We start from the raw sequence: 23630 nt of genomic DNA, 5'->3' as shown, positions 1-23630 counted from the left end.
CAAATGATAGAGTTGACGCCAGAAGAACTGAAACAACATTTTAGTGACGATATATTCAAACGGATATCCGAAACTGCTGATGAATTGGGATTGGAATGCTATGTAGTTGGCGGATATGTACGCGATATTTTCCTGCAACGTCCCTCCAAGGATATTGATGTGGTGGTGGTGGGCAGCGGCATTGCAATGGCCGAAGCATTGGGCAAGCGCCTGGGGCGTGGTGCACACGTATCCGTCTTTAAGAACTTTGGTACGGCACAATTGAAGTATCACGGTACGGAGGTGGAATTTGTAGGTGCACGGAAAGAATCCTATACGCACGATTCCCGCAAGCCGATCGTGGAAGACGGCACATTGGAAGATGACCAGAACCGTCGCGACTTTACCATCAATGCATTGGCCGTTTGCCTGAACCAGACACGTTATGGTGAGTTGGTAGACCCGTTCGGAGGTATGGAGGACTTGAAAGAGAAGACTATCCGTACTCCGCTCGACCCTGATATCACGTTCAGCGACGACCCTTTGCGCATGATGCGCTGCATCCGATTTGCTACCCAGCTGAACTTTTACATAGACGATGTAACCTTTGATTCCTTGTGTCGCAATAAAGAGCGTATTTCCATTATTTCCAAAGAGCGCATTGCCGACGAGTTGAACAAAATACTTCTTTCACCGGTACCTTCCAAAGGATTTATTGATTTGGACCGTTCCGGGTTGTTGGAACTGATCTTCCCCGAACTGGTTGCTTTGCAGGGAGTAGAAACCCGTAACGGACGGGCACACAAGGATAATTTCTATCATACCCTCGAGGTGCTTGATAATATAAGTAAGAAGACCGATAACCTTTGGTTACGCTGGGCAGCTCTTCTGCACGATATAGCCAAGCCCGTAACCAAACGTTGGGAACCCCGTGCCGGTTGGACTTTCCACAATCATAACTTTATCGGCGAGAAGATGGTACCCGATATCTTCCGTAGGATGAAGTTGCCCATGAACGAAAAGATGAAATATGTGCAAAAGCTGGTCAGCCTGCACATGCGTCCTATCGTCATAGCCGATGATGTTGTTACCGATTCGGCTGTCCGTCGTCTTTTGTTTGAAGCAGGCGATGACATTGATGACCTGATGACTTTATGCGAAGCCGACATCACCTCCAAGAATACGGAACGCAAGAAGCGCTTTCTGAATAACTTCCAGCTGGTACGCCAGAAGTTGAAAGATCTGGAAGAGCGTGACCGCATCCGCAATTTCCAGCCTCCGGTCAGTGGTGAGGAGATTATGAAAACTTTCGGCTTGTCTCCCTGTCAGCAGGTTGGTACTTTGAAAAGTGCTATTAAAGATGCAATTCTGGATGGCGTTATTCCCAATGAATACGAAGCCGCCCGTGCATTTATGTTGCAACGGGCGGAGAAAATGGGGCTGAAAAAAGTAATAGAGTGATAAGGTGATAATAGTGTTATCACTCTATTACCTTAATCCCAAATCCCTTTCAGAAAGTCCTCCAATTTAGCGTCACCGGCTAACCCCAGTCTTTTACGCATCCGGCTGCGGGCCTTGTTTACTCCAATTCTGGAAATACCCAATGTGAGACCAATCTCGTCACTGCTTAATTCCAGAATAACAAGCATGGCAATCAGCTCGTCTGTACGGGTAATATCCGGGCTTAACCGGTGTAGGGCAGGAATATAATTGGGATAGAAGGCGGTGAAGCTACGGCGGAACTCAGCTTCTTTGTCGGAATTGAAAATTTGGGTGCTGATTTTCATCCGAAGGTCGGTAACAACTTTCTGTTTCGACACGGCATCCAATCGTGAAGACACTTCGTTGAGCTGGCTGGATGTCGTGTGAAGCTCTTGTGTCAATGAAGCATTATGCTGGCTTAACTCTTGTTTTGCCTTGAACAATGCCTCGTTGCTTTGACGCAATTCTTCCTGCATTTCCAGCAAGGATTCGTTTTTCTCTTTCAGTTCCTGTTGTGCCTGGAGTAACCCGCTGATTTGTGAGAGGCGTGCGTTACTGATCTGACGAAGGAATTGCTGGCGCTGACGCATATACATCCCCCCAACGAGAAGGATGGCAAACAGCAGTCCGACCAATAGCCAGGTAAAAATTAGCGTCCGTTGCTTCAAAGACACCTCGGCGGCAAGAACAAGGTTCTCATGTTCCTTGCGTCCTGTTTCGTAACGGATATTGGCTCCGATAGCAGCATTGGCACGTGCCTGATGCCGCAGGCTGTCGCTTGTTTCAGTATATAAGGAGTATATAGATGAAATCCGGTCCGGCATTCCTGTTTGGATGTAGGCACGTATCAATTCATCGCCGACGGAAATGATCCCTTCCGGAAAACGGGACGTTTGAAAATTCCGAAAACTCCGCTCCAACTGTTCCACTCCTTCTTGTTCGTGTCCCGGCGTTCGCAGCAATGCCATGCCATAGTAAGCATACAAATTGTTCTGGGCAACCGGGTCTATATCGGTGGTATCTTTTAGCAAACGGCAACATTCATCCAGTTGTCCGGCTATGGAGTCTGGGTAGGCGGCATAATAATATTCCAACCGGTTGATGCGTAATAAAAGATTGAAGTAATTTTCCGCGCTTTTCGGAGTAGCTTTGATAGCTTCCTGGATATAAAACAGCGCAGAATCCTTCTTCCCGGCATTGCTGAAGCAGGCGGCACGCAGACGGTACACCTCTTCCAGCGTCCAGTTATCCAGCTTCTTGGATACTTCCACGGCAAGGGTATTGGCTTCTATGGCTTTATCATATAGTTCAAGGGTAGTATATACCCGGCTAAGGTCGTTGTAACATTCTATCAACCCGTCCCCCGGAGTCCCCGGACGGGCTGTGTACCAGTCTATCGCTTCCTGAATGGCGGTTATTGCCTTCTCGGGTTCTCCGTTTTTCCAGTAGAGGTAACCCATGTAGTCATATATTTCACCTTCATTGCCTACTTTGCCTTCCGCTTTCCGGCACGATTCTACCGCATGTTCCATCAGTTGCATGGGTGTTTTAGTGTCAATACTGCAAAACTCCAGAGAATATGCCATAATATGCCATGTCCGGGCATCTCTCCGTGGATCGTCCGTAGGGGGAAGTGAAAGAAAAAGGTGTCCGATACTGTCTACCTGCTTCATCCGGTTTTGAGCCAGGTAGAACTTGCAGGAGTGGGCAAGCAGTTCCGGGCGAAGCACCTGGGTATAGTAAGGGTGGCTACTGTTCAGCAGGCTGTCAGTCAGAAATTCGCTGCCGTCCACTTTGTCTTGATACATCAGGGCATTATAATAATAGGACAGCACCCAGCCCATCAGGAAGTTCATATTTTTGCCCCTTTTGGGATGTTCCGGCATAGCACGCAAAACGGAGGCATACAGTTGCTCTATTTCCTGGTATCTCTTTTCTTTAAGTAAGGTGGTATATTGGTCGGTACAATACCATAAGCACGAGTCTGCATCCTGTGAAAGCCATTCACGGATATCACTCCGGTTAATCGGTTGGGACGACTTGTGGCATCCGGTTAATGCCACATAGAGAAAGAAACAAAATATATATAATAAGGTGTGTTTGTTTATCATTGTACAATCGGAATAATATTAAATGATTAAAGATACATAATTTCTCTAATCTCCTTGCAAAACAAGGGAGAAAAGGTGCTTTTTTAAGAAATAATTGACGGTTTTCGTTTTTGGGTATCGAATTGTCCATCGGCTTTTTCTCCCTTACTGCTCGTAAGTTAGTATTTTCGTACCGTCCGGTGAAAACAATTGCCGTGCTGCTTTGATAAATAAACGGCATTCGTTATCTTTGTACGCATTCTGCTTTTTAGGGCGGAATGAGACATGTGACAACGGAAGCGTTTAAAAATACCAATCTCCATAAATCAAACTTCGCAACTTTGATTCAGTGTTGTTGGAGATGGTAGCAACAAACGCTCACGTCCTTTTGTTATATACCTACTTATTGCAAACCCTTCCGGGTATGCTACGTAGTAGCCTATATACAACAAATGGCGTGAGTGCTGTTGCTTTATCTAACAACACGGGTATTGCGAAGACCTGATTTATGGATAAAGTTAACAGTGGCTCACGCCTTTCTTGTGTTTAGGCGCGATAAAACGTAGTGTAAAATGAATATGATGATTTTATGAACCTGATTATTCCCGGATGGGAATCCGTTTTGCAGATGTTGATACCGATGTGTACCGTTATCTGCATGGCGGGAGCGATTTTACTTCTTCTTAATGCAGAAGGCAGTCGCTCCAAGCGTTTGCTTGCGTATGTCATGCTGGCTTGGGGAATAGCTTATGTAATCCGCATCTTTGGTATTTTACTCGGCTTTATGGGAACGATGGAGAGTAGCGTCCTTGACCCTTTTGTCTTGATAGCCGGTAATCTTTATGCTATCATTACCCTTTTCTATCCTCTTGAAGTCGTCCGCCCCGGCTGGCTCAACCCGAAACGCTGTTTGCTGGTCATGTCTCCTTATCTGGTGATTGTAGCTTTATATTTTGTGATTATGTATCTGCTCGGCGAAACTCCTGTCTGTCTGGATCATTGGGATACCCTTCTTATAAATATGGGACAATTCAATGTCTGGTACAGATTAGTTATCGCTTTTTCCGTGTTTGCATATATCGCTTATCTGATTCTGATTGTCTATCGCTATGAGGTTTCATACCAGCAATGGTGTGATGCAAACTATGCTTCGACCGAAGGCATGGAAATATCCTGGTTGCGGTTTTATGGTTTAGGGACGATGTTTATCATGTTCGCTTTCTGCTGGATATTGCTGGACGGCAATACCTATTGCTATGTAGTACATAATATCATAGTCCAACTGTTTTTCGGTTTCATCTTTTACAAAGGCTTCTTCCATGAAAACCCGTATCCGGAAAACTTCTTCCGCCATACCATGAATGAAGAAGAAGCCCGGAAAAATGAAGAAGTGGAAGAACTGCCGCCTCTTTTAACCGTGGATAATGTGGAACAACAGGAAAAGAGTATGAATGAAACGGTATTTCTTGTAAAACTGCCCGAATACAAAACAAAAGTACAGCAATGGATGGAAGAAACAAAACCTTATTTGCGTAAGGATTTCAAATTGATGGATGTTGCAGGGGTGCTTCCGTTGAACCGGACTTACCTTTCACAGATATTCAATGAAGGCTGGGGAGAAAGTTTCAGCGATGTGGTACGCAGCTACCGCATCCATTATGCCGAAGAACTGCTGCGGAATCATTCGGAACTTACAGTCAACCAGGTTGCTCTGAAATCCGGCTTCACTTCACCTTCGGCATTGCACCGGGCTTTTGCACAATATCACGATGGAATTACACCTAAACAATACCGTGAAAAAGAGAATTCAGGATAAAATTGCCCTCAATTCCGCATGAATACTAAGATTTTGATAAAATGACAATATGGTTTTGACGAATTGCAAATTAAGGATATATAGCTTTGCAAAATAGAATAAACAACGATAGTTAAGAACAAAATAAATACATGTATTGATGAATAAAAAAATCATTAGTTGCCTGATAATAGGCTTCATTCTTTGTTCCTCACTGAATGCACAAACGACGCAGGAAGGAAATAAAGGTACTGCCTCCGACAGTACATTCGTTTTCCATTACCCGCCTTGCATACAAATGTTCAAGGCAGACTACAAAAGCAACCGGCAGACACTACAATTATTAAAGAAACGGTTGCAAACGTTTTCCAAAGGAAAGGATACGCTCTATGTGAATGGTTATTCCGGGGAATGTGAAAATGACTCTCGCAACCAGCGTACAGCTTTTCACCGTTGTATCAACCTGAAAGGTTATCTTATTAATTACTATGGATTGCGCGAACGGGATTTCAAAACAGTAAATACCCCTCATAACCATCCGGATTTGGGAGATATAGTTGTAATCAGCTATTCATCACTTCCACCACTTAAACAGATGGAAGAGGACGTATCGAAATCCCTTCCGGCTGAGAAAGAGCAGAAAACCGAAGAAATCACTCCGGTCGTTGTGGAAAAAGAGACGGAACCGGTTAGAGAAAAGCAGGAAATAAAGGAGGAGATACAGCAGGTGGAGCAACAAGTCACCCCGGTGCAGCAACAAGTGAAATCCGAACCGGAACAGACGGACAAACCGATGCAAACAGACGAATCAGTATCCGCTCCGCAAACGTCATCCCGCTACGTGGCCGTCAAGACCAACCTTGCGGCATGGGCGGGTACGATAATGAACCTTGCCGCCGATGTGCAGGTGAGCGAACATATTTCTGTGGAATTACCGGTACTCTGGTGTCCGTGGCACGTCAGCGACAAACATGCCGTTAAGACCTTTACCATCCAGCCGGAAGGCCGCTATTGGCTGACACGTCCCGGCGAAGGGCATTTCTTCGGCGTACATGCGCACATAGGTTGGTTCAACGTGAAGTGGAACCGCGACCGCTATCAAGATACCTCCCGTCCGCTTCTGGGTGCAGGTATCAGTTACGGTTACTTGCTGCCGCTCGGCGAACACTGGGCAGGCGAGTTTACCCTCGGTGCGGGATACGCCAACATGAAGTATAACACCTATTATAATATAGGCAACGGCGCACGGATAGACACCCGTACAAAGAACTATTGGGGCATCACCCGTGTAGGTATTTCCGTTGTATATCGGTTCAATCTTAAATAATAAACGATATGAAGAAACGATACTATTTGCTATTCTTATTTATCATCCTGCTTACGGGTTGCGTACACGACTACCCGACGATGACAGACGATGGCGAGGAAGGCGTTGACCCTACACTCGTACAAGTAAATACCGAAGTGACACTTGATTTGGAGCTTGTGCCCTTACAGATTATCACCGATAAAGCACGCTCGGGAACCACGAAAGCCGCTACCGATACCTACCGCCGCCGCTTCATCATCGATGCCTACCACGACGGCAAAGTCGCCCAGCGGCAAGTAACGGTACTCGAAGAAGCGGAAGAAAGCGGAAGCGACAAAATCACCCTGCCCATCAACCTGAAACTGCACGCATTGGAATACACGCTGGCAGTCTGGACGGACTACGTGGCGGCAGGTACGGAAGCCGACCTTTATTACAACACGGAGGACTTGCAGCAAGTGTCCTGCACCACGCCCTATATAGGAAACACCCCTTACCGCGATTGCCTTTACGGAACGGCACCGCTCGATTTGCGCCCGTACCGGGACGAATGGAACGCCAAAGTACAGGTGCAGGTAGATATGGTACGCCCGCTGGCACAATACGAGATTATCGCTACGGACGTAAAGGACTTCCTGCGCAAGATGAAGAAAGAGCGTGGCACAGCCGAAGGTTACAGCGTCACCTTCTCCTACGGCTTTTACGTTCCGCTGGGCTTCAACGTCCTGACGGGCAAACCTGCCAATTCGCAGGCGGGAGTGAGTTTCACCACCCCGCTGACACTGCCCGCCGACGGCTCGGAAGAATGCACGATAGGCACGGACTACATTTTCGTCAATGGCACGGAATCATTCGTGGTGCTCACCATGGAAGTAAAAGGCCCTGCCGGGGAAGTCGCAGCCCGTACCGCCGGACTGGAAGTGCCCTACCGACGGGGACACCTCACCACCGTGCGCGGAGCTTTCCTTACCAACGAAATGAAAGGCGGGGTGGATATAGACACCGGATTTGACGGGGATATAGACTTTGACCTCGACGGTTTAAAATAGAAACGAGTGAATTACCAATAAATTTATAACTTAAAAAACTCTGAGAACAATGAAAAAGTACCGATTTTATCTCTGGTTAATCGCCCTCGCAGGGCTGATAACCTCGTGCAGTCCGAACGAAACCGAGGCGCTGACTGCCGGTGAAAGCAACCGCGTGAGCTTCACCGCCTCGCTGCCTGCCGACTTTGCACAACCCGGAACACGGGCACTGCCAACGCCTCCCACGGAGATTAATGGTGGTCAGCATAAGCTGCGCTGCATACTCGAAGTATGGAGCAAGGATTTAAGCACACTGATTGTCCGTCAGGAAAAAGTCCCCACTACAGGAGATACCGACATCAAGTTTGAGTTCGAGCTGGAGAATCCTGCCGACTACAAGGCTTTGTTCTGGGCGGATTATATTCCGATAACTACAAATGGAATACAGAAGACCACCCCGAACAGTTACACACATTATCAGGATAACAGCTATACAACGGATGATGAAACTGACGGGCTGAAAGCCGTAAGTATAGCAAATTACCAATATAACCCTCTAATTCGGGACGCTTTCTTTGCCTGCAAGGATTTCACGAAAGGAGTCGGGGCGCTGACCAATTTTAATGTGACCCTTACCCGTCCGCTTGCCAAACTGACCATTGCAGAAAAGAATGCAACGAACTTCAGTTACTGCAAACAAGTAAATGTTACCCACGATATTCCCACGACGCTGAATGTAGCCACGGGAGCCGTTTCGGGAACAGTTACTAAGAAATATTCTGCATATTATTCTAATAATTCTGCATATGGTGGTTTTGGCAACGATGTCATCATCAATGGCGAAACGTGCAAAACTCTCTTCTTCAACTATTTCTTTGCCGGGGATAACGACACGATGGGAGAAATCGCGCTCGAATTCGAGCCCGACGATGGCAGCAACAAAACGCTGAAAACCGTCACCATCCCCGCCGGAATACCCCTGAAACGCAACTACTGCACCAATGCCGCCGGAAGCCTTATCAACGAGGCGGTGACTCCTTCGCCCAATACGGTAATGACGGTGGATATCACGGATGAGTGGGGGACATCGGATGAAAATCATGACATTACCACTACCATCGATACTTGGGACGGCAACTATCCTGCGGACGTAGCAACAGCAAAGGCATGGCTCGGAGAGGCAGTCTCCTCCGGTACGGACGGCAAAGACTACGTCTTCGAAATCTCCACAGCGAAGCAGCTTTGTGCATTGCAGAAGTTAATAAATCAAAACATATCAGACGCCGTCACTACTAATAATACATATACTTATGCCACCTATAAACTGACAGCCGATATTAATCTGAACAACCATCAATGGATGCCGTTAGGTATTTTTAATATGGGTGGCATGGCCTTTTACGGAGTATTCGACGGGCAAGGACATACCATTTCAGGACTAAATGTATCTGAAAGCCAAAAATATTATGTTGGTTTTATCGGTTACGTACAAAACGGTGGAATCGTCAAGCATTTAACAGTAAAAGGTGAGGTCGAATATACTGGTACAGGGGGTGCAAGCATCGGAGGAATAGCAGGTGATAATTACGGAACCATTGCATTCTGTAGCTTTGAAGGTACAGTGAAGGCTACCGAAGTGAATACTTCTGAAAGCCGTCTTGGATGGATATGCGGGAAAAACCTGCAGGGGACTTCAGACAGCAATGTAGGACAGATTACTTCCTGCTTTGCCAAAGGGACAATCAGCGGTAATACAGGTGTACAAACGGGTGGAATGACAGCCATTAATACAGACCTAAGTGGTAATTCAGGAGTCATTTCAGGATGTACGTGGTATTACAAAAGTGGTGCTACTCCGGAAGGCATCGAGAAATGCTATTCAGGATGGACTTCGGGCGGTGATAACGCTTCCTACTCTACTGAATCAGAATTATCTGGCAGAGTCAGTACAATGAACCAAAATGCCACTAATTATAATTATAAATGGGAAGCCAGTGGCAGCACATTGAAACTGGTTAAGAAACAGTAATAATCCTAACAGCGAAGTTTGATTGAAGAGGTGTAAAACGGCAGGTACGGACGGACTCAACCGAGGAAGTCCGTGCCTCTCCGTCCGCCTCCTTTCAAACCCACTGTAAATTCAATTCAAACAGCTATTCGGGCAGTTTGCGTAAATGTCCGGGTGCAGTCGGCAGCACTCCCCGTTTCGCAGCGGGGAATAGCGCAAAAGCGAGAGATTCAACTAATTTATTAATCACAACAGCAAGACAGAAAGATACGCCATGACTGAGAATGAAACAATACCGGGAGCATTCAAAGCCCTCGCAACAGGATACGGCATCATAGGGCTCGATTATGCTTATATCCCTGCGACATCTGTTCCTGAATTTTCTTTGAAAGGCGACAAACCCTTCACGATCTTCACTACGGTTTGTTTCAAAAATACACAGAACGGATCGATTCTCGAACAGAAGGATATGTTTCAGATGGGTATCATGGATGGATTGCTCTACGTTGCAGCAATAGATTGGTGTGTCACTAAGTTCTCGGAATATAAGGTCGCTGAGTTTGTCACCGACCATTGGTATTCCATTGCCATAGTCTATGATGGCAAAATCTTGTCCGCATGGCTGGAAGGAGAAAAGAAAGATTCTTTCAAATGCAAAGCACCCTACAAAGGAAAGGCGGAAAAGGAACTATGTATCGGAAAGCGACTGGATGCGTATTTTAAGAACTTTCTCATTTTCGACCGGGCATTGTCCGGTAATGAAATCAGCAGCCTGACTTCCGGTGAAGAAACATTGCAGCAAGAAAGCCTCGTCTGGTTCGATTTCAGCAAATACGGAAGAAGAAGCCAAAGTCCTAATGGGATAAAAATAACAACGAAATGCTTTGGCCGCATCGTCATAGTCTATCCAAGCAGGCAATTCCGTTTCACGATAAACCGTAGGTATCAGAACATAGAACAAATGCTCAACGAGCTATTTGAAACTTCAAAAACCGTCAATTTTACCGGTCGCATTGGCTACAAACCCGAAGCAGGTACTCACCATTTGGCAGGACTGGTATCCCTCGGTACATCCAAACCGATAATGTGCGAAGTCGATGGTGAAATCGTCACTATCTGGGAAAGTATTACCATTGCCCAAACAGGTATATAAACAAAACCAGTTACCCTAAGCATCAACTTTTATTATATTTATGAAATTCACAAAAGAAACACCGGAGCCCAACCAAATCCATGGTTTGAATTCCGGTGTAGTCTTTTAAGAATATCACCCTCCTTTATTCTTCTATTTGGAACTTACGGCTTACCTTCATTAAATTAATCGTGTAAGTCACCACATTCTGTGCTTCTTGTATCATGGTCAGATATACCATGCTGACTTTGATGCTTCCACTTTGGCTTTGAATGCGCTGCAATTCTTCCCGTTTCAGATGGGCAAGCTGTCCGTTGAGGTCGTTTGCTTTACGTATCTCCGTTTCAAGGTTCTCGTAGTCATTGGTTTCCAGTCTGTGGCGGCATACTTGCAACAGGTATGTAATGTCTTCCGTTACATCGGCAAATTCACCTTTCTGAATGGCATCCAGTGGCTTGAAATTATTGTCTATATGTTCCAGGCACGGTTCGCAAAGACGGCCGACGCTATACACCAATTCACTGGCGAAGTCATTACCTTGATAGTAATAAAGACCTTTTTCCAAAACAGTGTTGTTGTCGAGGCGGCACATGGCAAGAGTTCCGGTACGTTTTATCTGCTTGATGAGCTGTTTCTCAAACTTCACTGAACCCATGGCACGGCGCAGGCCACGCAGATTTTCGTGTAAGAAGGAGGTCACGGTACGTTCGAAGTTCTCTTCTGTAAATTCCAGCACCTTGGCTTGTTCTTCGCGGGTGTGTTTACGGAGCAGTTCCAAAACTTCCGCATTGTCGGTGCTTTGCATCAGTCTCTTTAATGTTTCGTTACCTTTCTCTTTAGCTTTACGCTTTTTGTACATCACTTGGCTGCGAATCAGCATGAATACGGCCAGTCCGATGAGGGCGACAATGGCTATTGTGCCACCGAAGTAGATAACCATGGCTACAAAGAAACAGATTGTGAAGGCAGCTCCGGCTGTGATGAACCAACCACCGATAACACTCAGCACACCGGTGATACGGAATACTGCCGAGTCACGCCCCCAGGCACGGTCGGCAAGCGAGGTACCCATAGCCACCATGAAAGTGACGTAAGTAGTAGAAAGAGGGAGCTTCAAGGAAGTACCCAGTGCAATCAGCAAACCGGCCAACACCAGGTTAATGGAGGCGCGCACCAGGTCGAATGCGGCACCGTCGGCAATGATGGCCTCGTCTTTCTGGAAGCGGGTATCAATCCAGCGTTTGGCACCTTCGGGCAGGGATTTGGAGATTCCGTTGCCCATTGCCATACTAAAACGTACCAATGTGCGGGCTATCGGGGTGCTTCCGAAATTCTCTTCACCTTCGTCCTGGCGGGAAAGATCAACAGAAGTCTTGATAACGTTGTGTGCTTTCTTAGAGGTGCAGAGAGCATAAACCATAATGGCACCCGCACCAATCAGGAAGTACCAGGGAGTTTTGGCAGGGCCGAGCAGTGAAGTCATCAGGAAGCCGTCGGGACCTGCAGCCATTCCGTTGGTGGTGTAATCTACGAAGGAAGAATAACCGGCCAAAGGCACACCGATGAAGTTTACCAAGTCATTTCCGGCAAAGGCCATGGCCAGGGCAAATGTGCCCATCAGTACCACTACCTTGAAGATGTTTACTTTGAGCCAGTGCAGTATCTGCATCAGCACGGTGAAGAAAACAAAACTATAAAGAATAAGCAATCCGGTATTTTCCTGTATCCAATGCTTGTTGTCGGGAGTCATGAACGAACTGTCCTTTAGACCCTTTATCAGCATGAAGTAGATAATGGATGTGGCAGCTATGCCTCCAAACAGGGCAATGCTGTATTTCATCTTCTTCTTATAATTAAAGGTAAACACGATACGTGCCAGCCACTGTACCAGCATACCGAAGAAGAAGGCGATGGCTACGGACACGAAGATTGCCATGATGACGGATAAAGCCTTGTCGGTGTTGATAAGATTTCCGAGTCCCAGCGTGTCACTGTTGTGGACTTTGATGAGTGCCAATGCAAATGTACCTCCCAGCAACTCGAATACCATCGAAACAGTAGTGGAAGTCGGCATACCCATCGTGTTGAAAACGTCCAGCAATACGACGTCCGTCAGCATCACGGCGAGCAGGATACACATGATTTCGGCAAAATAGAAATGTTCCGGCTGATAGATTCCATGTCGTGCAATGTCCATCATGCCGTTGGACAGGGCGGCGCCGATAAATACGCCGATACCTGCGATGAACAATACTGTCTTGAAAGAAGCCGCTTTAGCTCCGATGGCAGAATTTAAAAAGTTGACCGCATCGTTACTGACGCCTACCACAAGATCGAAGATGGCAAGTACGAACAGAAAGACGACGATACCTAAGTAGATTGTTTCCATAAATATGTATTTTATTTCTGACTGCAAAGGAAGGACTTTCGTGTTGCAGAGAAATGTCATACATGTTACAGAAATGTTACAAGGCAGTTGCTTTTAAGTATTCGTAGAAAGTATATTGCGAACGTACTTTTTCTTTTTGCGGTCGCGACGATTTCCAGCGGTTGCGCAGGTGGTCGTCTACGAAACATGCTTTCCGCCTGTCGGACAGTTGGATGGAGAGCATATCCGTGAGTTCCCGTTTTAAGTCGGGGTCCAGTATGGGCGTTACGGCCTCGATGCGGCGATACAGGTTGCGTCGCATCCAGTCCGGTGAACCGAGGAATAACTTCGGATCTCCCTCATTGCCGAAGTACCAGATACGGGCATGTTCGAGGAATGTATCTACAATGCGTGTTACATAGATGTTACGGCTATATGTCTGTCCGGGTATGAGGCAACAGATGCCGCGTACAATCAGGTCTATTTCAACGCCTGCCTGCGATGCTTCGTAGAGGCGGTCTATCATGGCAGGGTCTTGCAGAGCGTTCATCTTGAGGATGATTCTGCCTCGCTTTCCGCTTTGTGCCAGTTCCATTTCGTGGCTGATGAGGCGGTTCAGTTCCGGTATCAGGTTGAAGCGTGCCACGAGCAGGCGGTGGAAAACCGGGTTTTCCTTGCCTTGCAGGGTGCGGAACAGATTGTGCAGGTCGTTTACGATGACCGGATTGCATGTAAACAGTCCGCTGTCGGCATAGAGTGTAGCAGTCTTTTCATTGAAGTTTCCGGTACTGATGTAGGCGTAGCTGGTCAGTTTGTGTCCTTCCTTGTCGCGACGCAGAACGAGGGCTACTTTGGCATGGACTTTCAATCCCGGTATGCTGAAGATGATGTTGATGCCGGCGGCCTTCATCATCTCGGCGGTGGCAAGGTTGTTCTCTTCGTCGAAACGGGCTTTCAGTTCTACAAATACAGTTACCTTCTTCCCGTTTTGTGCGGCAGCTATCAGGGTGTTGATGACTGTCGAGTTTTCGGCCACACGATATTGGGTTACCATGATTTCGCGTACGGTGGGGTCGTGCACTGCTTCGTACAGGAAGTGGATGAAGTGGTCGAAAGAGTGATACGGATAATGCAGCAGCAGATCTTTCTTCTCTACATAGCGGAAGATGGATTCGCGCTCGTCCAGGCACGTCAGCTTCATGGGCTGGGGTTTCTTGATGGGGCGCACGGTGTGGTTCGGGTTAGGCAGATGGCGCAAATCTTCCAGGTTGAGGTGTTTGTCGCCCGGCACCAGTTCGCGGCGGTCTATGCGGTAAGCATCTACCAGGAAATCCAGGAAATCCTGCGGCATGGCACGGTCGTACACAAAACGGCAGACTGCTCCGATTTTGCGCTTCTTCACTTTTGTCTTCACCTGTTCGATGATTTCGGAAGTATTGGCAGCATCGTCTATCAGGATGTCCGCATCCCGTGAAATCTTGATGCAATAACTGCTGTCCACTTCGTAGCCGGGGAAGATGACGTCCAGGTTTGCCTTGATAATGTCTTCAATGAACATCAGGTAATAGTTCTTCCCTACTTTGGGGAGCTGGATGAAGCGGGGCACTTTGGTGTATGGCTGCTTCATTACGAAGTATTGTGTATATTCGGGCGAGTCGGCAGGCACACCTTTCAAGTGCAGGCGCACGGCAAGGTAGAGGCGGTTGTCGCGCAGGAATGAAACCACTTTGTCTTTGGTCACCGGCACAGGAGCCAGATACGGAAAGATTTCTTCCTGGAAGAAGCGGCGCAGGAATTCCTTGTGGAAGGGCTCTACGTTGCGGCTTTGATAGAATATGATATGGTGTTTCCGCAAGGCGGGCAGTATCTTCTGTTCGTAGATGCGGATACGCTCTTCCAATTGGCGGTTCACTTCGTTGTTGATTTCGTCTACCAGTTCGATGGCGGACTGCACGGACTCTTCGTCACTTTGTGCGGCGCCGGTTGCTATCGCTTTATGGTCTGCCACACGTATTTTGTAGAACTCTTCCAGGTTGGACGAGTATATGGAAATGAAATTAATGCGTTCGTACAGTGGCAATGTGTCATCTTCAGCCTCCAGCAGTACGCGGTAGTTGAATGACAGCCAGCTGATGTCACGTTTGAAATATCTGTTCTCCATGGTGGTTATTTTTCCCAAATATAATTACCTTTGTCAACATAAACAATAGAAAGATGACAAAAGTTGGTTTATTATCGGATACGCATGCTTATTGGGACGAAAAATACCTGCAATACTTCGAGTCGTGCGACGAGATTTGGCATGCCGGAGACATCGGCTCGCTGGAAGTGGCACAGAAGTTAGCGGCTTTCCGTCCGTTCCGTGCAGTGTATGGCAATATAGACGGGCAGGATATCCGCCGGCTCTATCCGCAGATTCTGCGCTTCACGGTAGACGGGGCGGAGGTGCTGATGAAACATATCGGTGGCTATCCGGGCAATTACGATCCTTCCATAAAAGGTAGCATTCTGGTACATCCGCCGAAGTTGTTCATCAGCGGACATTCCCATATATTAAAGGTGAAGTATGACAAAACACTGGATATGCTCCATATCAATCCGGGAGCGGCAGGTATTTCCGGTTTCCATAAAGTACGTACGATGGTGCGCTTTATTGTAGACAATGGAACCTTTAAAGACCTCGAAGTGATAGAACTGGCAGGCTGATTTAAGCTTTATTATTTTGGATTGTCCCGATTTATTTAGATATTTGCAGTCCGAATAGCAACGAGAGCCGTGGGGCATGGTCCTCCTTCTTATTTTATTCTCCATTTGATAGAAACCAAAAAAGAACTGAAATATGAAAGGAATTATTCTTGCAGGTGGCAGCGCCACTCGTCTCTATCCGTTGTCCAAGGCTATCTCCAAGCAGATAATGCCCGTCTATGACAAGCCCATGATTTATTACCCGCTCTCCACGCTGATGTTGGCGGGAATACGTGAGGTACTGATCATCTCCACTCCGCGTGATTTACCCATGTTCCGTGATTTGCTGGGAACCGGCGAAGAACTCGGAATGTCTTTCTCCTATAAGATTCAAGAAAACCCTAACGGGCTGGCACAAGCCTTTGTGCTGGGTGCCGAATTCCTGAATGGCGGTCCGGGCTGCCTCATCCTGGGCGACAATATGTTCTATGGTCAAGGCTTTTCCGCCATGTTGAAGCGTGCTGCTTCCATAGACAAAGGTGCCTGCATCTTCGGTTACTATGTAAAAGACCCGCGTGCTTATGGTGTGGTAGAATTCGATGCCGACGGCAAAGCCATTTCCCTCGAAGAAAAACCTGCGCAACCCAAGAGCAACTATGCCGTTCCCGGTCTATACTTCTATGACTCCACCGTAACAGCCAAAGCCGCCGCCCTGAAACCTTCTGCCCGTGGCGAGTACGAAATCACCGACCTCAACCGTCTCTATCTCGATGAAGGTACCCTGAAAGTCGAACTCTTCGGCCGTGGCTTTGCATGGCTCGATACGGGCAACTGCGACAGCCTGCTCGAGGCAAGCAACTTTGTGGCTACCATACAGAACCGTCAAGGCTTCCGCGTCAGCTGCATCGAAGAAATAGCATGGCGCAAAGGCTGGATAGACATCGACCAACTCTACCGCCTGGGCGAGCAACTCGGCAAGACCGAATATGGCCGATACTTAATGGAACTCGCCGACTCCCGTCGTTGATTAATTGATAGTTGATAATTGATAATTGATAATTATCCTACTGTCTCCCCTTTGATTTTTAATTTATAATTTATAATTAATATGAAAACCTATCTTGTAACCGGAGCCGCCGGATTTATCGGCGCCAACTATATCAAATATATCCTGGCGAAACATAATGATATCAAAGTCGTGGTATTGGATGCCCTGACCTACGCCGGAAACCTGGGCACCATCGCCCGCGACATTGACGACGAACGCTGTTTCTTTGTAAAGGGCGATATCTGCGACCGTACCCTTGCCGACGAACTGTTCGCCAAATATAAATTCGACTATGTAGTGAACTTCGCCGCCGAGAGCCATGTGGACCGTAGCATCGAGAACCCCCAACTCTTCCTGATAACGAACATCCTGGGTACGCAAAACCTGCTCGATGCCGCCCGCCGCGCCTGGGTGACGGGTAAGGATGATTCCGGCTATCCCACCTGGCGCAGCGGTGTACGCTATCATCAGGTTTCTACCGACGAAGTTTATGGCTCGCTGGGTGCCGAAGGCTACTTCACGGAACAGACCCCGCTCTGTCCTCACAGCCCCTACAGTGCCTCCAAGACCAGTGCCGATATGTTCGTAATGGCCTATCACGACACTTATAAAATGCCCGTCACCATCACCCGCTGCTCCAACAACTACGGGCCTTATCACTTCCCCGAGAAGTTGATTCCGCTCATCATCAAGAATATCCTCGAAGGAAAGAAACTTCCCGTCTACGGTGACGGCAGCAACGTGCGCGACTGGCTCTATGTAGAAGACCACTGCAAGGCTATCGACCTCGTAGTTCGCCAAGGCACAGAAGGAGAAGTCTACAACGTAGGCGGTCATAACGAGAAGACGAACCTCGAAATCGTAAAGCTGACCATCGCTACCATCCGTCGTCTGATGGAGGAGGAGCCCCGCTACCGCGAAGTCCTGAAGAAGCAGGTGAAAACTGCGGATGGCCGGATTGATATCAGCTGGATTAACGAAGACCTGATTACGTTCGTGAAAGACCGCCTTGGTCACGACCAGCGTTATGCCATCGACCCGACGAAGATTACCAATGCCCTGGGTTGGTATCCCGAGACGAAGTTCGAGGTGGGTATTGTGAAGACCATCGAATGGTATCTGAATAATCAGCCGTGGGTGGAAGAAGTGACCAGCGGTGATTACCAGAAGTATTACGAGAAGATGTACGGAAAGAGATAAAAGCCCAATCTCTTCCAATACAAGTTTTTTATCAATTTGCTTCCACGCTTCCACCTCTTGTCTATAACTCCTTGTTCATCGGCATTACAACTGCGGTGGAAGCAACAAAAAGAGGTGGAAGCAAATTCTGCTTCCACCCCGAACCTTTACTTTAATGTCTGAAATGTAGCTCTGCAATAAGTGTATGCCCTGTACTTAATAAGTACGGGGCATACACTTTGTTCTTGAAAGCCTATAGATTGATTGTAATTTAACGGTCGTGAGCTGATTTGTTGATGGCCGTGAACAGATTGAATCACGTCCATGAATCAATCAGCTCACGGCCGTTAAACGCTCTTGATCTCTATAGTCCGAGTGGATGAATGCAGGGGGAATGAGGGGCGATATCTTATGCCGACAGCGCCACCGCCAGCAGCAACCCCAGAAACAGCATATTGCGCGAAGTCTCTCCCAATATCCGGTTCAGCTTTTCTCCGCTGCGGATGCTTACCATCCTGCGCCATGTCAAGGCATGCAGATAGAAGTAGACGCAAGGTGCCCAAATGAATTCGAGCGGTGTCAGCCTGCTGGTATAGACAAACCACAGACAGAGCAACACGGCTGCAATGCCCAATCCTAAATACATATTCCTGCCGAAAGCCTCGCCGAAGCGCACTACCAAGGTGCGCTTGCCGCTTATGGCATCTTGCTCGCGGTCGCGATAATTGTTTACCATCAGCAATGTGTCTATCGCCAGGCCGCTGACCAGTGAAAGCACTACCACATCCATGTTCAGTGTATATGCCTGTACATAATACGTGCCGGCCACGGGCACAAAGCCGAAGAACACCAGCACCAGCAAGTCGCCCCATCCGCGATAGGACAATATCGTGGTATAGAGAAAAGCAAACAGGATGCATACTATCCCCAGGACCACCAGTTCCCAGCCTCCATGAGGCAACTGCCCCCATACCGTGAACAGCAGTCCCAGTCCCGCAAGGCACGACAGCAGCAACATAATGCCTATTCCCTGCTTCATGGCGCCGGGCGTAATCCATCCTTCGGCGCAGGCGCGTTTGGGGCCGAGGCGGTCTTCGCGGTCGCTTCCTTTCAGATAGTCGAACAAATCATTGATGAAGTTGGCGGCAATCTGCATGCCGCAGGCGAAGAGTGCACACAGCAAGGCGGGCGTAGTCTTGAATTGTCCGTCGCTGAAGGCCAGGGCACTGCCCAGCAATACGGGAATGACGGCGGCTGTCAGTGTCTTGGGACGCGCGGCAAGCAGCCAGGCATGAAGCGAATTTGACTTGATTTCTTTCATATGCTGTTTTAATAAGTATCAACATCCGTCTACAAAGATACTGAAAAATGCCTATATTTGCACCCACTTATGATGAAGAAGTTACTATATATATCCGTTCTTTCCTTGTTGCTCTTTTCCTCTTGTAAGTCGAAAAGAAATCTCGTTGCGTCGTTGCCGCAGCAAGTAATAAAGACTGATACTACCCAGTTGGCTGATACTGTCGGCTTGCCGTCCTCCCTTTCCCCGATGCTGACCTTCGATCAATCCGATCTGCGTAATATTCACCGCCAGGAGGTGACGCGTGCTCCGAAGAAGAAAAAGAAGGAAGAACCGGTGAAGATTCAAAAGGAGATAGTACAACGCGGTACAAAGATTACAACCAAAACCATTCATGTTTCTTCTGCTTACAAGGGCGTCAGCCGTATCAAAGAATACGACTTTACCCATCGGGATGTCCCTGCTTCCTTCGAGGGGTTCCGCATTGCTTTTGTTTCTGACTTGCACTATCAGAGTTTATTGAAAGAAAGGGAATTGAATGACCTTGTTCGCCTGCTTATTGACCAGAAAGCCGATGTATTGCTGATTGGCGGTGATTTCCATGAAGGTTGCCAGTATGTGCCTCCCGTCATGGCTGCGCTTGCCAAAGTAAAAACTCCGATGGGGACTTATGCTGTTTTGGGAAACAACGACTATGAAGCCTGCTACGACGATATTGTGGAAGAAATGAATCGCTATGGGATGCACTTGCTGGAACATAAAGTCGATACATTGAGGCGTGGCAATGAACAGATTCTGATAGCCGGCGTGCGCAATCCTTTTGACCTGGCACGGAATGGCAAATCGCCTACGCTTGCCCTGTCTCCCGATGATTTTGTCATCCTCATGACCCATACTCCCGACTATGCGGAAGATGTCTCTATTGCCAACACCGACCTGGTGCTTGCCGGGCATACACATGGCGGGCAGGTGACGTTGTTTGGCCTTTATGCGCCAATCGTTCCGTCACATTACGGTCAGCGCTTCCTTACCGGATTAAAGTACAATTCGGCTCATGTTCCGATGATTATCACGAATGGCATCGGCACTTCACAAAAGGCTGTACGCATGTTTGCACCTGCCGAGGTGGTGATGATAGTGCTCCATCAGCTGAAAAACTGAAAACTTGCCGGAACATATTTATTTCTCAGGCATCAGCACCACTCCCAGCTTCTTCTTACCATCCATCTTTACCGTAACGGGACTTTCAAAGTGTACATGGCGCAGGTACTTGCTCTCGTGTACGGCAGGTTGTGCATTCAGGAAGTCCTGATTGTATACACCATCATTCATAAACGCATTGATAGTGAAGTAACCTACTCCGAACGATGTCAGGTTCTGGAAGAAGTGTGTTCCCTGGCTGGGGTCTACACGGTAGTTCGTCAGTCCGGCTTCTACAATGACACGGGCTGCACTGATATGCGGCCACTTCACGGGGATGCCCAGCCAAGTATCGCTGCTACCCCAACGGCCGGGACCTACCAGGACATAGTTCTTGCCTTCGTTCAAGAATTGCTGATTCAACTTCTCTATCTCCCAGGCTATCTCCTGATTGTGGGAAGCACTGTAATCATCGGTCTTCACATAAATAACGTCGTAGATGTCATTCATAATCCCATGTCCCAGCGAATTGTTGGAGCGCAGCAGCACTTGTTCGTCGGGAATGGTGGTGAGGTCTTCGTCCAACATCTCCTTGCTATCGACGATAGGACGGATTTGCAGCAGATAGAAGGTTCCGGTCTTATCCTTTTCGCGGCTCATGGTGGCGGCAAACTCTATCTCTACCGGGCGGCGCATCTCTTGTTCCCCGTACTTCAACACTAATTGCAGAATGCGGGGTAACGGGAATACATCGTGTTGCAGGATATTGGCAAAGGTGATGACTTTGCGTCCGCCGGGGTATAGACCGTCACGTATCACCTGGTCGTAAGGGTCGTAAGTGGAGGCGATGTAGTTCAAGGCTCCGTCTTTCTCAGCCTCCTTGACGTGGAGTTTCAGCAGATTGAAGCCGTCGTCGATAGAGAAATCCTGTCCGGCATTGCGCAGGTCGAGGGCATAGAAACGGGTTTGCGTCTCTTTCAGCGCTATGTCCAGTTCGCTGGTTTGCAGCACCTGGTTGGGGTGATAGGGGGAGAAGCGGAGCGTCATGCCACCGTCCACAATATATTTTCCCAAGCCGAGAGCCAGGTTAACGGTACCTTCTTCAGCCTTTTCGTCGCCGATGGGGTAGTAGTTGAGCGAACGTGCCACACCGGACATGCTGGGATAGTAACGGTCGCCATACTGGTTGCCGACTACTTCTTGCAAGATGACGGCCATCTTTTCCTGGTCGATAACATTGCTTGTGGCCTGCATATATGCCTTGGAGTCGCGGAAGTAGACCGAAGCATAAACTCCCTTGATCGCATCGCTCAACATACGCAGCATTTCGTATTTATCGTCCAGATACGGAATCATATAGGTGTTGTAGATGCCCGCAAACGGCTGGTAGTGCGAGTCTTCCAACAAAGAAGACGACCGGATGGCGATAGGCGACTTCACTACATCGAAGAAAGTAAAGAAGTCCTCCACCAGGCTGTCCGGCAACTTGGCTTTGAGGAAATAACGCAGGATGACGTCATCATCTGCATCCGACAAGGCTATCTGATACAGATTGTTGGTATCCATGAATTCGTCGAACACATCGGTACAAAGCACAACGGTCTTCGGGATGGCTACACGGGCATTCTCAAAGTCTTCGAATTCGGGATGGTGCTTCACCATGTTGTCGATGAATGCCAGGCCGCGGCCTTTGCCTCCCAACGAACCATCACCGATACGGGCAAAGTTGGAGTAACGGTCGAAGCGGTCGCGCTTGAAGACGGCTACCACACCCTGGTTCTTCATCTTGCGGTACTTCACGATGGCTTCGAAGATTATTTTGCGGTGAGCATCCACATCTTGCAAGCTGTTCCAGGTGATGGGTTTCAGGAACTCCGCAACGGGGAACATGGCACGCGAGTAGAGCCAGCGGCTGACGTGGTTGCGGCTGATATGATAGAGGAACGATTCTGCCGGTACGGCAAACAGGATGTTCTGCAATTCTTTCAGGTTCTTTACGCGGGCTATCTCCTCCAGAGTGTCCGGGTTGCGGAAGATGAAGTCGCCGAAACCGAAGTTATCCGATACGATGCGGCGCAAGTCCACATCCATCTTCTTGGAGTTCTTGTCGATGAAAGCGGCATCGTACTTGCTTGCATAAGAGGCGTTCTCCGATTCGGAGGACTGTATGATAAGGGGAACGAACGGGTCTTCTTTCCGTATGGCGGCACATAGCTTGATGCCTGCCAGTCCATCCTTTTCACCACGCTCCACGCGGGGGAAGCGGACATCGGTAATTACTCCCAGTATATTGTTCTTGTATTTCTCGTAGATGTTGATGGCTTCCTCGTAGGTACGTGCCAGGACAATCTTGGGACGTCCTCGCATGCGCAGCGTACGTTGGTGGGCGTTCAATGCTTCGGTAGAGAACTCCTGGCTCTGCTTCAATACGAATTTATAAAGATTGGGCAGGATGGAAGAGTAAAAGCGGATGCTATCTTCCACCACTAATATAAGCTGCACGCCCACTTCGTTGACGTCGTGCTCCAGGTTCATCTTGTCTTCTATCAGCTTGATGATGGAAACCAGCAAGTCGGTGTTGCCCAGCCAGCAGAATACATATTCGAAGGGGCTGAGGTCTTCGTTGGCGATGCGCTTGGTGATGCCGTGGCTGAAAGGGGTCAGTATCACCATAGGGATGTGCTCGTACTGGCTTTTGATATGCCGCGCCACGTCGAAACTGTCATTGTCTCCCGTACCCGGCATGCAGATGATGAGGTCGAAAGAGATGGTGGCAAGCTGTGACAATGCTTCTTCGCAGCTGGATGCTTGTGAGAAACGCGGCGGGTAGCGCAGGGAGAGGGAGGTGTATTCGTTGAATATTTTTTCGTCGATACGACCGTCATCTTCCAGCATGAAAGCATCGTAAGGATTGGCTATCAGGAGGACATTGAAAATGCGCCGTGTCATGAGATTGGCAAACTGCGTATCCTTGAAGTAGAGCTGGTTTAATTTATATTTGCTAAGCATTGTTTCTCACGGTTTATTGGTTTGATTGGCAAAAGTAATAGAAATCAAACCTATTCGGATAGTTTTTCGACCACTTTT

At 48.1% G+C, this 23630-nt stretch carries 15 protein-coding genes; 10 read left to right on the top strand and 5 right to left on the bottom strand.

What is annotated here, in order from left to right:
• The first annotated feature begins 3 nt into the window (after positions 1-3).
• Positions 4-1440: a CCA tRNA nucleotidyltransferase gene (locus tag AAE250_RS17195; RefSeq protein WP_294597442.1), complete on the top strand. Its 1437-nt coding sequence runs from the start codon at positions 4-6 to the stop codon at positions 1438-1440.
• A 32-nt stretch (positions 1441-1472) separates the two neighbouring features.
• Here the strand turns inward: AAE250_RS17195 and AAE250_RS17190 are convergent, their stop codons facing one another.
• The gene (locus AAE250_RS17190) at positions 1473-3572 is read right to left on the bottom strand and encodes a tetratricopeptide repeat protein (RefSeq protein WP_294597445.1); all 2100 of its coding nucleotides are present in this window, start codon (positions 3570-3572) and stop codon (positions 1473-1475) included.
• Positions 3573-4140: 568 nt separating this feature from the next.
• Here AAE250_RS17190 and AAE250_RS17185 point away from each other — a divergent pair.
• The 5 genes from AAE250_RS17185 (at position 4141) to AAE250_RS17165 (ending at position 10844) form a co-directional block, all read left to right on the top strand.
• Positions 4141-5367: an AraC family transcriptional regulator gene (locus tag AAE250_RS17185; RefSeq protein WP_294597448.1), complete on the top strand. Its 1227-nt coding sequence runs from the start codon at positions 4141-4143 to the stop codon at positions 5365-5367.
• 139 nt (positions 5368-5506) lie between these two features.
• Positions 5507-6673 (top strand): DUF3575 domain-containing protein, encoded by a 1167-nt coding sequence (locus tag AAE250_RS17180; RefSeq protein WP_294597450.1) that lies wholly within the window; start codon positions 5507-5509, stop codon positions 6671-6673.
• 8 nt (positions 6674-6681) lie between these two features.
• A complete protein-coding gene (locus AAE250_RS17175) occupies positions 6682-7704 on the top strand; it encodes a DUF6562 domain-containing protein (RefSeq protein ID WP_294597452.1) in 1023 nt (340 codons plus the stop codon).
• Positions 7705-7753: 49 nt separating this feature from the next.
• Positions 7754-9712 carry a DUF6562 domain-containing protein gene (locus AAE250_RS17170; protein ID WP_294597455.1) on the top strand — a complete coding sequence of 653 codons (1959 nt, stop codon included), beginning with the start codon at positions 7754-7756 and terminating at the stop codon, positions 9710-9712.
• 253 nt (positions 9713-9965) lie between these two features.
• Positions 9966-10844 (top strand): LamG-like jellyroll fold domain-containing protein, encoded by an 879-nt coding sequence (locus AAE250_RS17165; protein WP_294597457.1) that lies wholly within the window; start codon positions 9966-9968, stop codon positions 10842-10844.
• A gap of 124 nt (positions 10845-10968) precedes the next feature.
• Here the strand turns inward: AAE250_RS17165 and AAE250_RS17160 are convergent, their stop codons facing one another.
• Together AAE250_RS17160 and AAE250_RS17155 are read right to left on the bottom strand one after the other, a co-directional pair.
• Positions 10969-13212: an inorganic phosphate transporter gene (locus AAE250_RS17160; RefSeq protein WP_294597460.1), complete on the bottom strand. Its 2244-nt coding sequence runs from the start codon at positions 13210-13212 to the stop codon at positions 10969-10971.
• A 76-nt stretch (positions 13213-13288) separates the two neighbouring features.
• Positions 13289-15352 carry an RNA degradosome polyphosphate kinase gene (locus AAE250_RS17155; protein ID WP_294597463.1) on the bottom strand — a complete coding sequence of 688 codons (2064 nt, stop codon included), beginning with the start codon at positions 15350-15352 and terminating at the stop codon, positions 13289-13291.
• 53 nt (positions 15353-15405) lie between these two features.
• Here AAE250_RS17155 and AAE250_RS17150 point away from each other — a divergent pair, with 53 nt between their 5' ends.
• The 3 genes from AAE250_RS17150 (at position 15406) to rfbB (ending at position 18124) form a co-directional block, all read left to right on the top strand.
• A complete protein-coding gene (locus AAE250_RS17150; protein WP_294597465.1) occupies positions 15406-15897 on the top strand; it encodes a metallophosphoesterase family protein in 492 nt (163 codons plus the stop codon).
• Positions 15898-16030: 133 nt separating this feature from the next.
• Entirely contained in the window at positions 16031-16903 is an 873-nt protein-coding gene (gene rfbA, locus AAE250_RS17145; protein WP_294597468.1) for a glucose-1-phosphate thymidylyltransferase RfbA, read from the top strand.
• A gap of 81 nt (positions 16904-16984) precedes the next feature.
• The gene (gene rfbB / locus AAE250_RS17140) at positions 16985-18124 is read left to right on the top strand and encodes a dTDP-glucose 4,6-dehydratase (protein WP_294597470.1); all 1140 of its coding nucleotides are present in this window, start codon (positions 16985-16987) and stop codon (positions 18122-18124) included.
• A 388-nt stretch (positions 18125-18512) separates the two neighbouring features.
• On the opposite strand, the gene menA is transcribed toward rfbB, so the two are convergent.
• Positions 18513-19424, bottom strand: coding sequence for a 1,4-dihydroxy-2-naphthoate octaprenyltransferase (menA, locus tag AAE250_RS17135; RefSeq protein ID WP_294597472.1), 912 nt, complete (start codon positions 19422-19424; stop codon positions 18513-18515).
• Between the two features lie 72 nt (positions 19425-19496).
• Here menA and AAE250_RS17130 point away from each other — a divergent pair, with 72 nt between their 5' ends.
• Positions 19497-20564, top strand: coding sequence for a metallophosphoesterase (locus tag AAE250_RS17130; protein ID WP_294597773.1), 1068 nt, complete (start codon positions 19497-19499; stop codon positions 20562-20564).
• A gap of 18 nt (positions 20565-20582) precedes the next feature.
• Here AAE250_RS17130 and AAE250_RS17125 read toward each other — a convergent pair whose 3' ends face one another.
• Positions 20583-23552: a PEP/pyruvate-binding domain-containing protein gene (locus AAE250_RS17125; protein ID WP_294597474.1), complete on the bottom strand. Its 2970-nt coding sequence runs from the start codon at positions 23550-23552 to the stop codon at positions 20583-20585.
• Between the last annotated feature and the right edge of the window lie 78 nt (positions 23553-23630).

Origin of the sequence: Bacteroides sp. GD17, assembly GCF_038448625.1 — a bacterium.
Lineage (GTDB): Bacteria > Bacteroidota > Bacteroidia > Bacteroidales > Bacteroidaceae > Bacteroides.
This window is presented reverse-complemented; position numbering and strand designations above follow the sequence as displayed.

Bases quoted from the DNA above. Each gene is read 5' to 3' on its own strand.
- AAE250_RS17185 (WP_294597448.1), top strand. From the start codon at position 4,141: ATGAACCTGATTATTCCCGGATGGGAATCCGTTTTGCAGATGTTGATA.
- AAE250_RS17165 (WP_294597457.1), top strand. From the start codon at position 9,966: ATGACTGAGAATGAAACAATACCGGGAGCATTCAAAGCCCTCGCAACA.
- rfbA (WP_294597468.1), top strand. From the start codon at position 16,031: ATGAAAGGAATTATTCTTGCAGGTGGCAGCGCCACTCGTCTCTATCCG.
- AAE250_RS17195 (WP_294597442.1), top strand. From the start codon at position 4: ATGATAGAGTTGACGCCAGAAGAACTGAAACAACATTTTAGTGACGAT.
- AAE250_RS17150 (WP_294597465.1), top strand. From the start codon at position 15,406: ATGACAAAAGTTGGTTTATTATCGGATACGCATGCTTATTGGGACGAA.
- menA (WP_294597472.1), bottom strand. From the start codon at position 19,424: ATGAAAGAAATCAAGTCAAATTCGCTTCATGCCTGGCTGCTTGCCGCG.
- AAE250_RS17190 (WP_294597445.1), bottom strand. From the start codon at position 3,572: ATGATAAACAAACACACCTTATTATATATATTTTGTTTCTTTCTCTAT.
- AAE250_RS17180 (WP_294597450.1), top strand. From the start codon at position 5,507: ATGAATAAAAAAATCATTAGTTGCCTGATAATAGGCTTCATTCTTTGT.
- rfbB (WP_294597470.1), top strand. From the start codon at position 16,985: ATGAAAACCTATCTTGTAACCGGAGCCGCCGGATTTATCGGCGCCAAC.
- AAE250_RS17125 (WP_294597474.1), bottom strand. From the start codon at position 23,552: ATGCTTAGCAAATATAAATTAAACCAGCTCTACTTCAAGGATACGCAG.
- AAE250_RS17130 (WP_294597773.1), top strand. From the start codon at position 19,497: ATGAAGAAGTTACTATATATATCCGTTCTTTCCTTGTTGCTCTTTTCC.
- AAE250_RS17155 (WP_294597463.1), bottom strand. From the start codon at position 15,352: ATGGAGAACAGATATTTCAAACGTGACATCAGCTGGCTGTCATTCAAC.
- AAE250_RS17160 (WP_294597460.1), bottom strand. From the start codon at position 13,212: ATGGAAACAATCTACTTAGGTATCGTCGTCTTTCTGTTCGTACTTGCC.
- AAE250_RS17170 (WP_294597455.1), top strand. From the start codon at position 7,754: ATGAAAAAGTACCGATTTTATCTCTGGTTAATCGCCCTCGCAGGGCTG.
- AAE250_RS17175 (WP_294597452.1), top strand. From the start codon at position 6,682: ATGAAGAAACGATACTATTTGCTATTCTTATTTATCATCCTGCTTACG.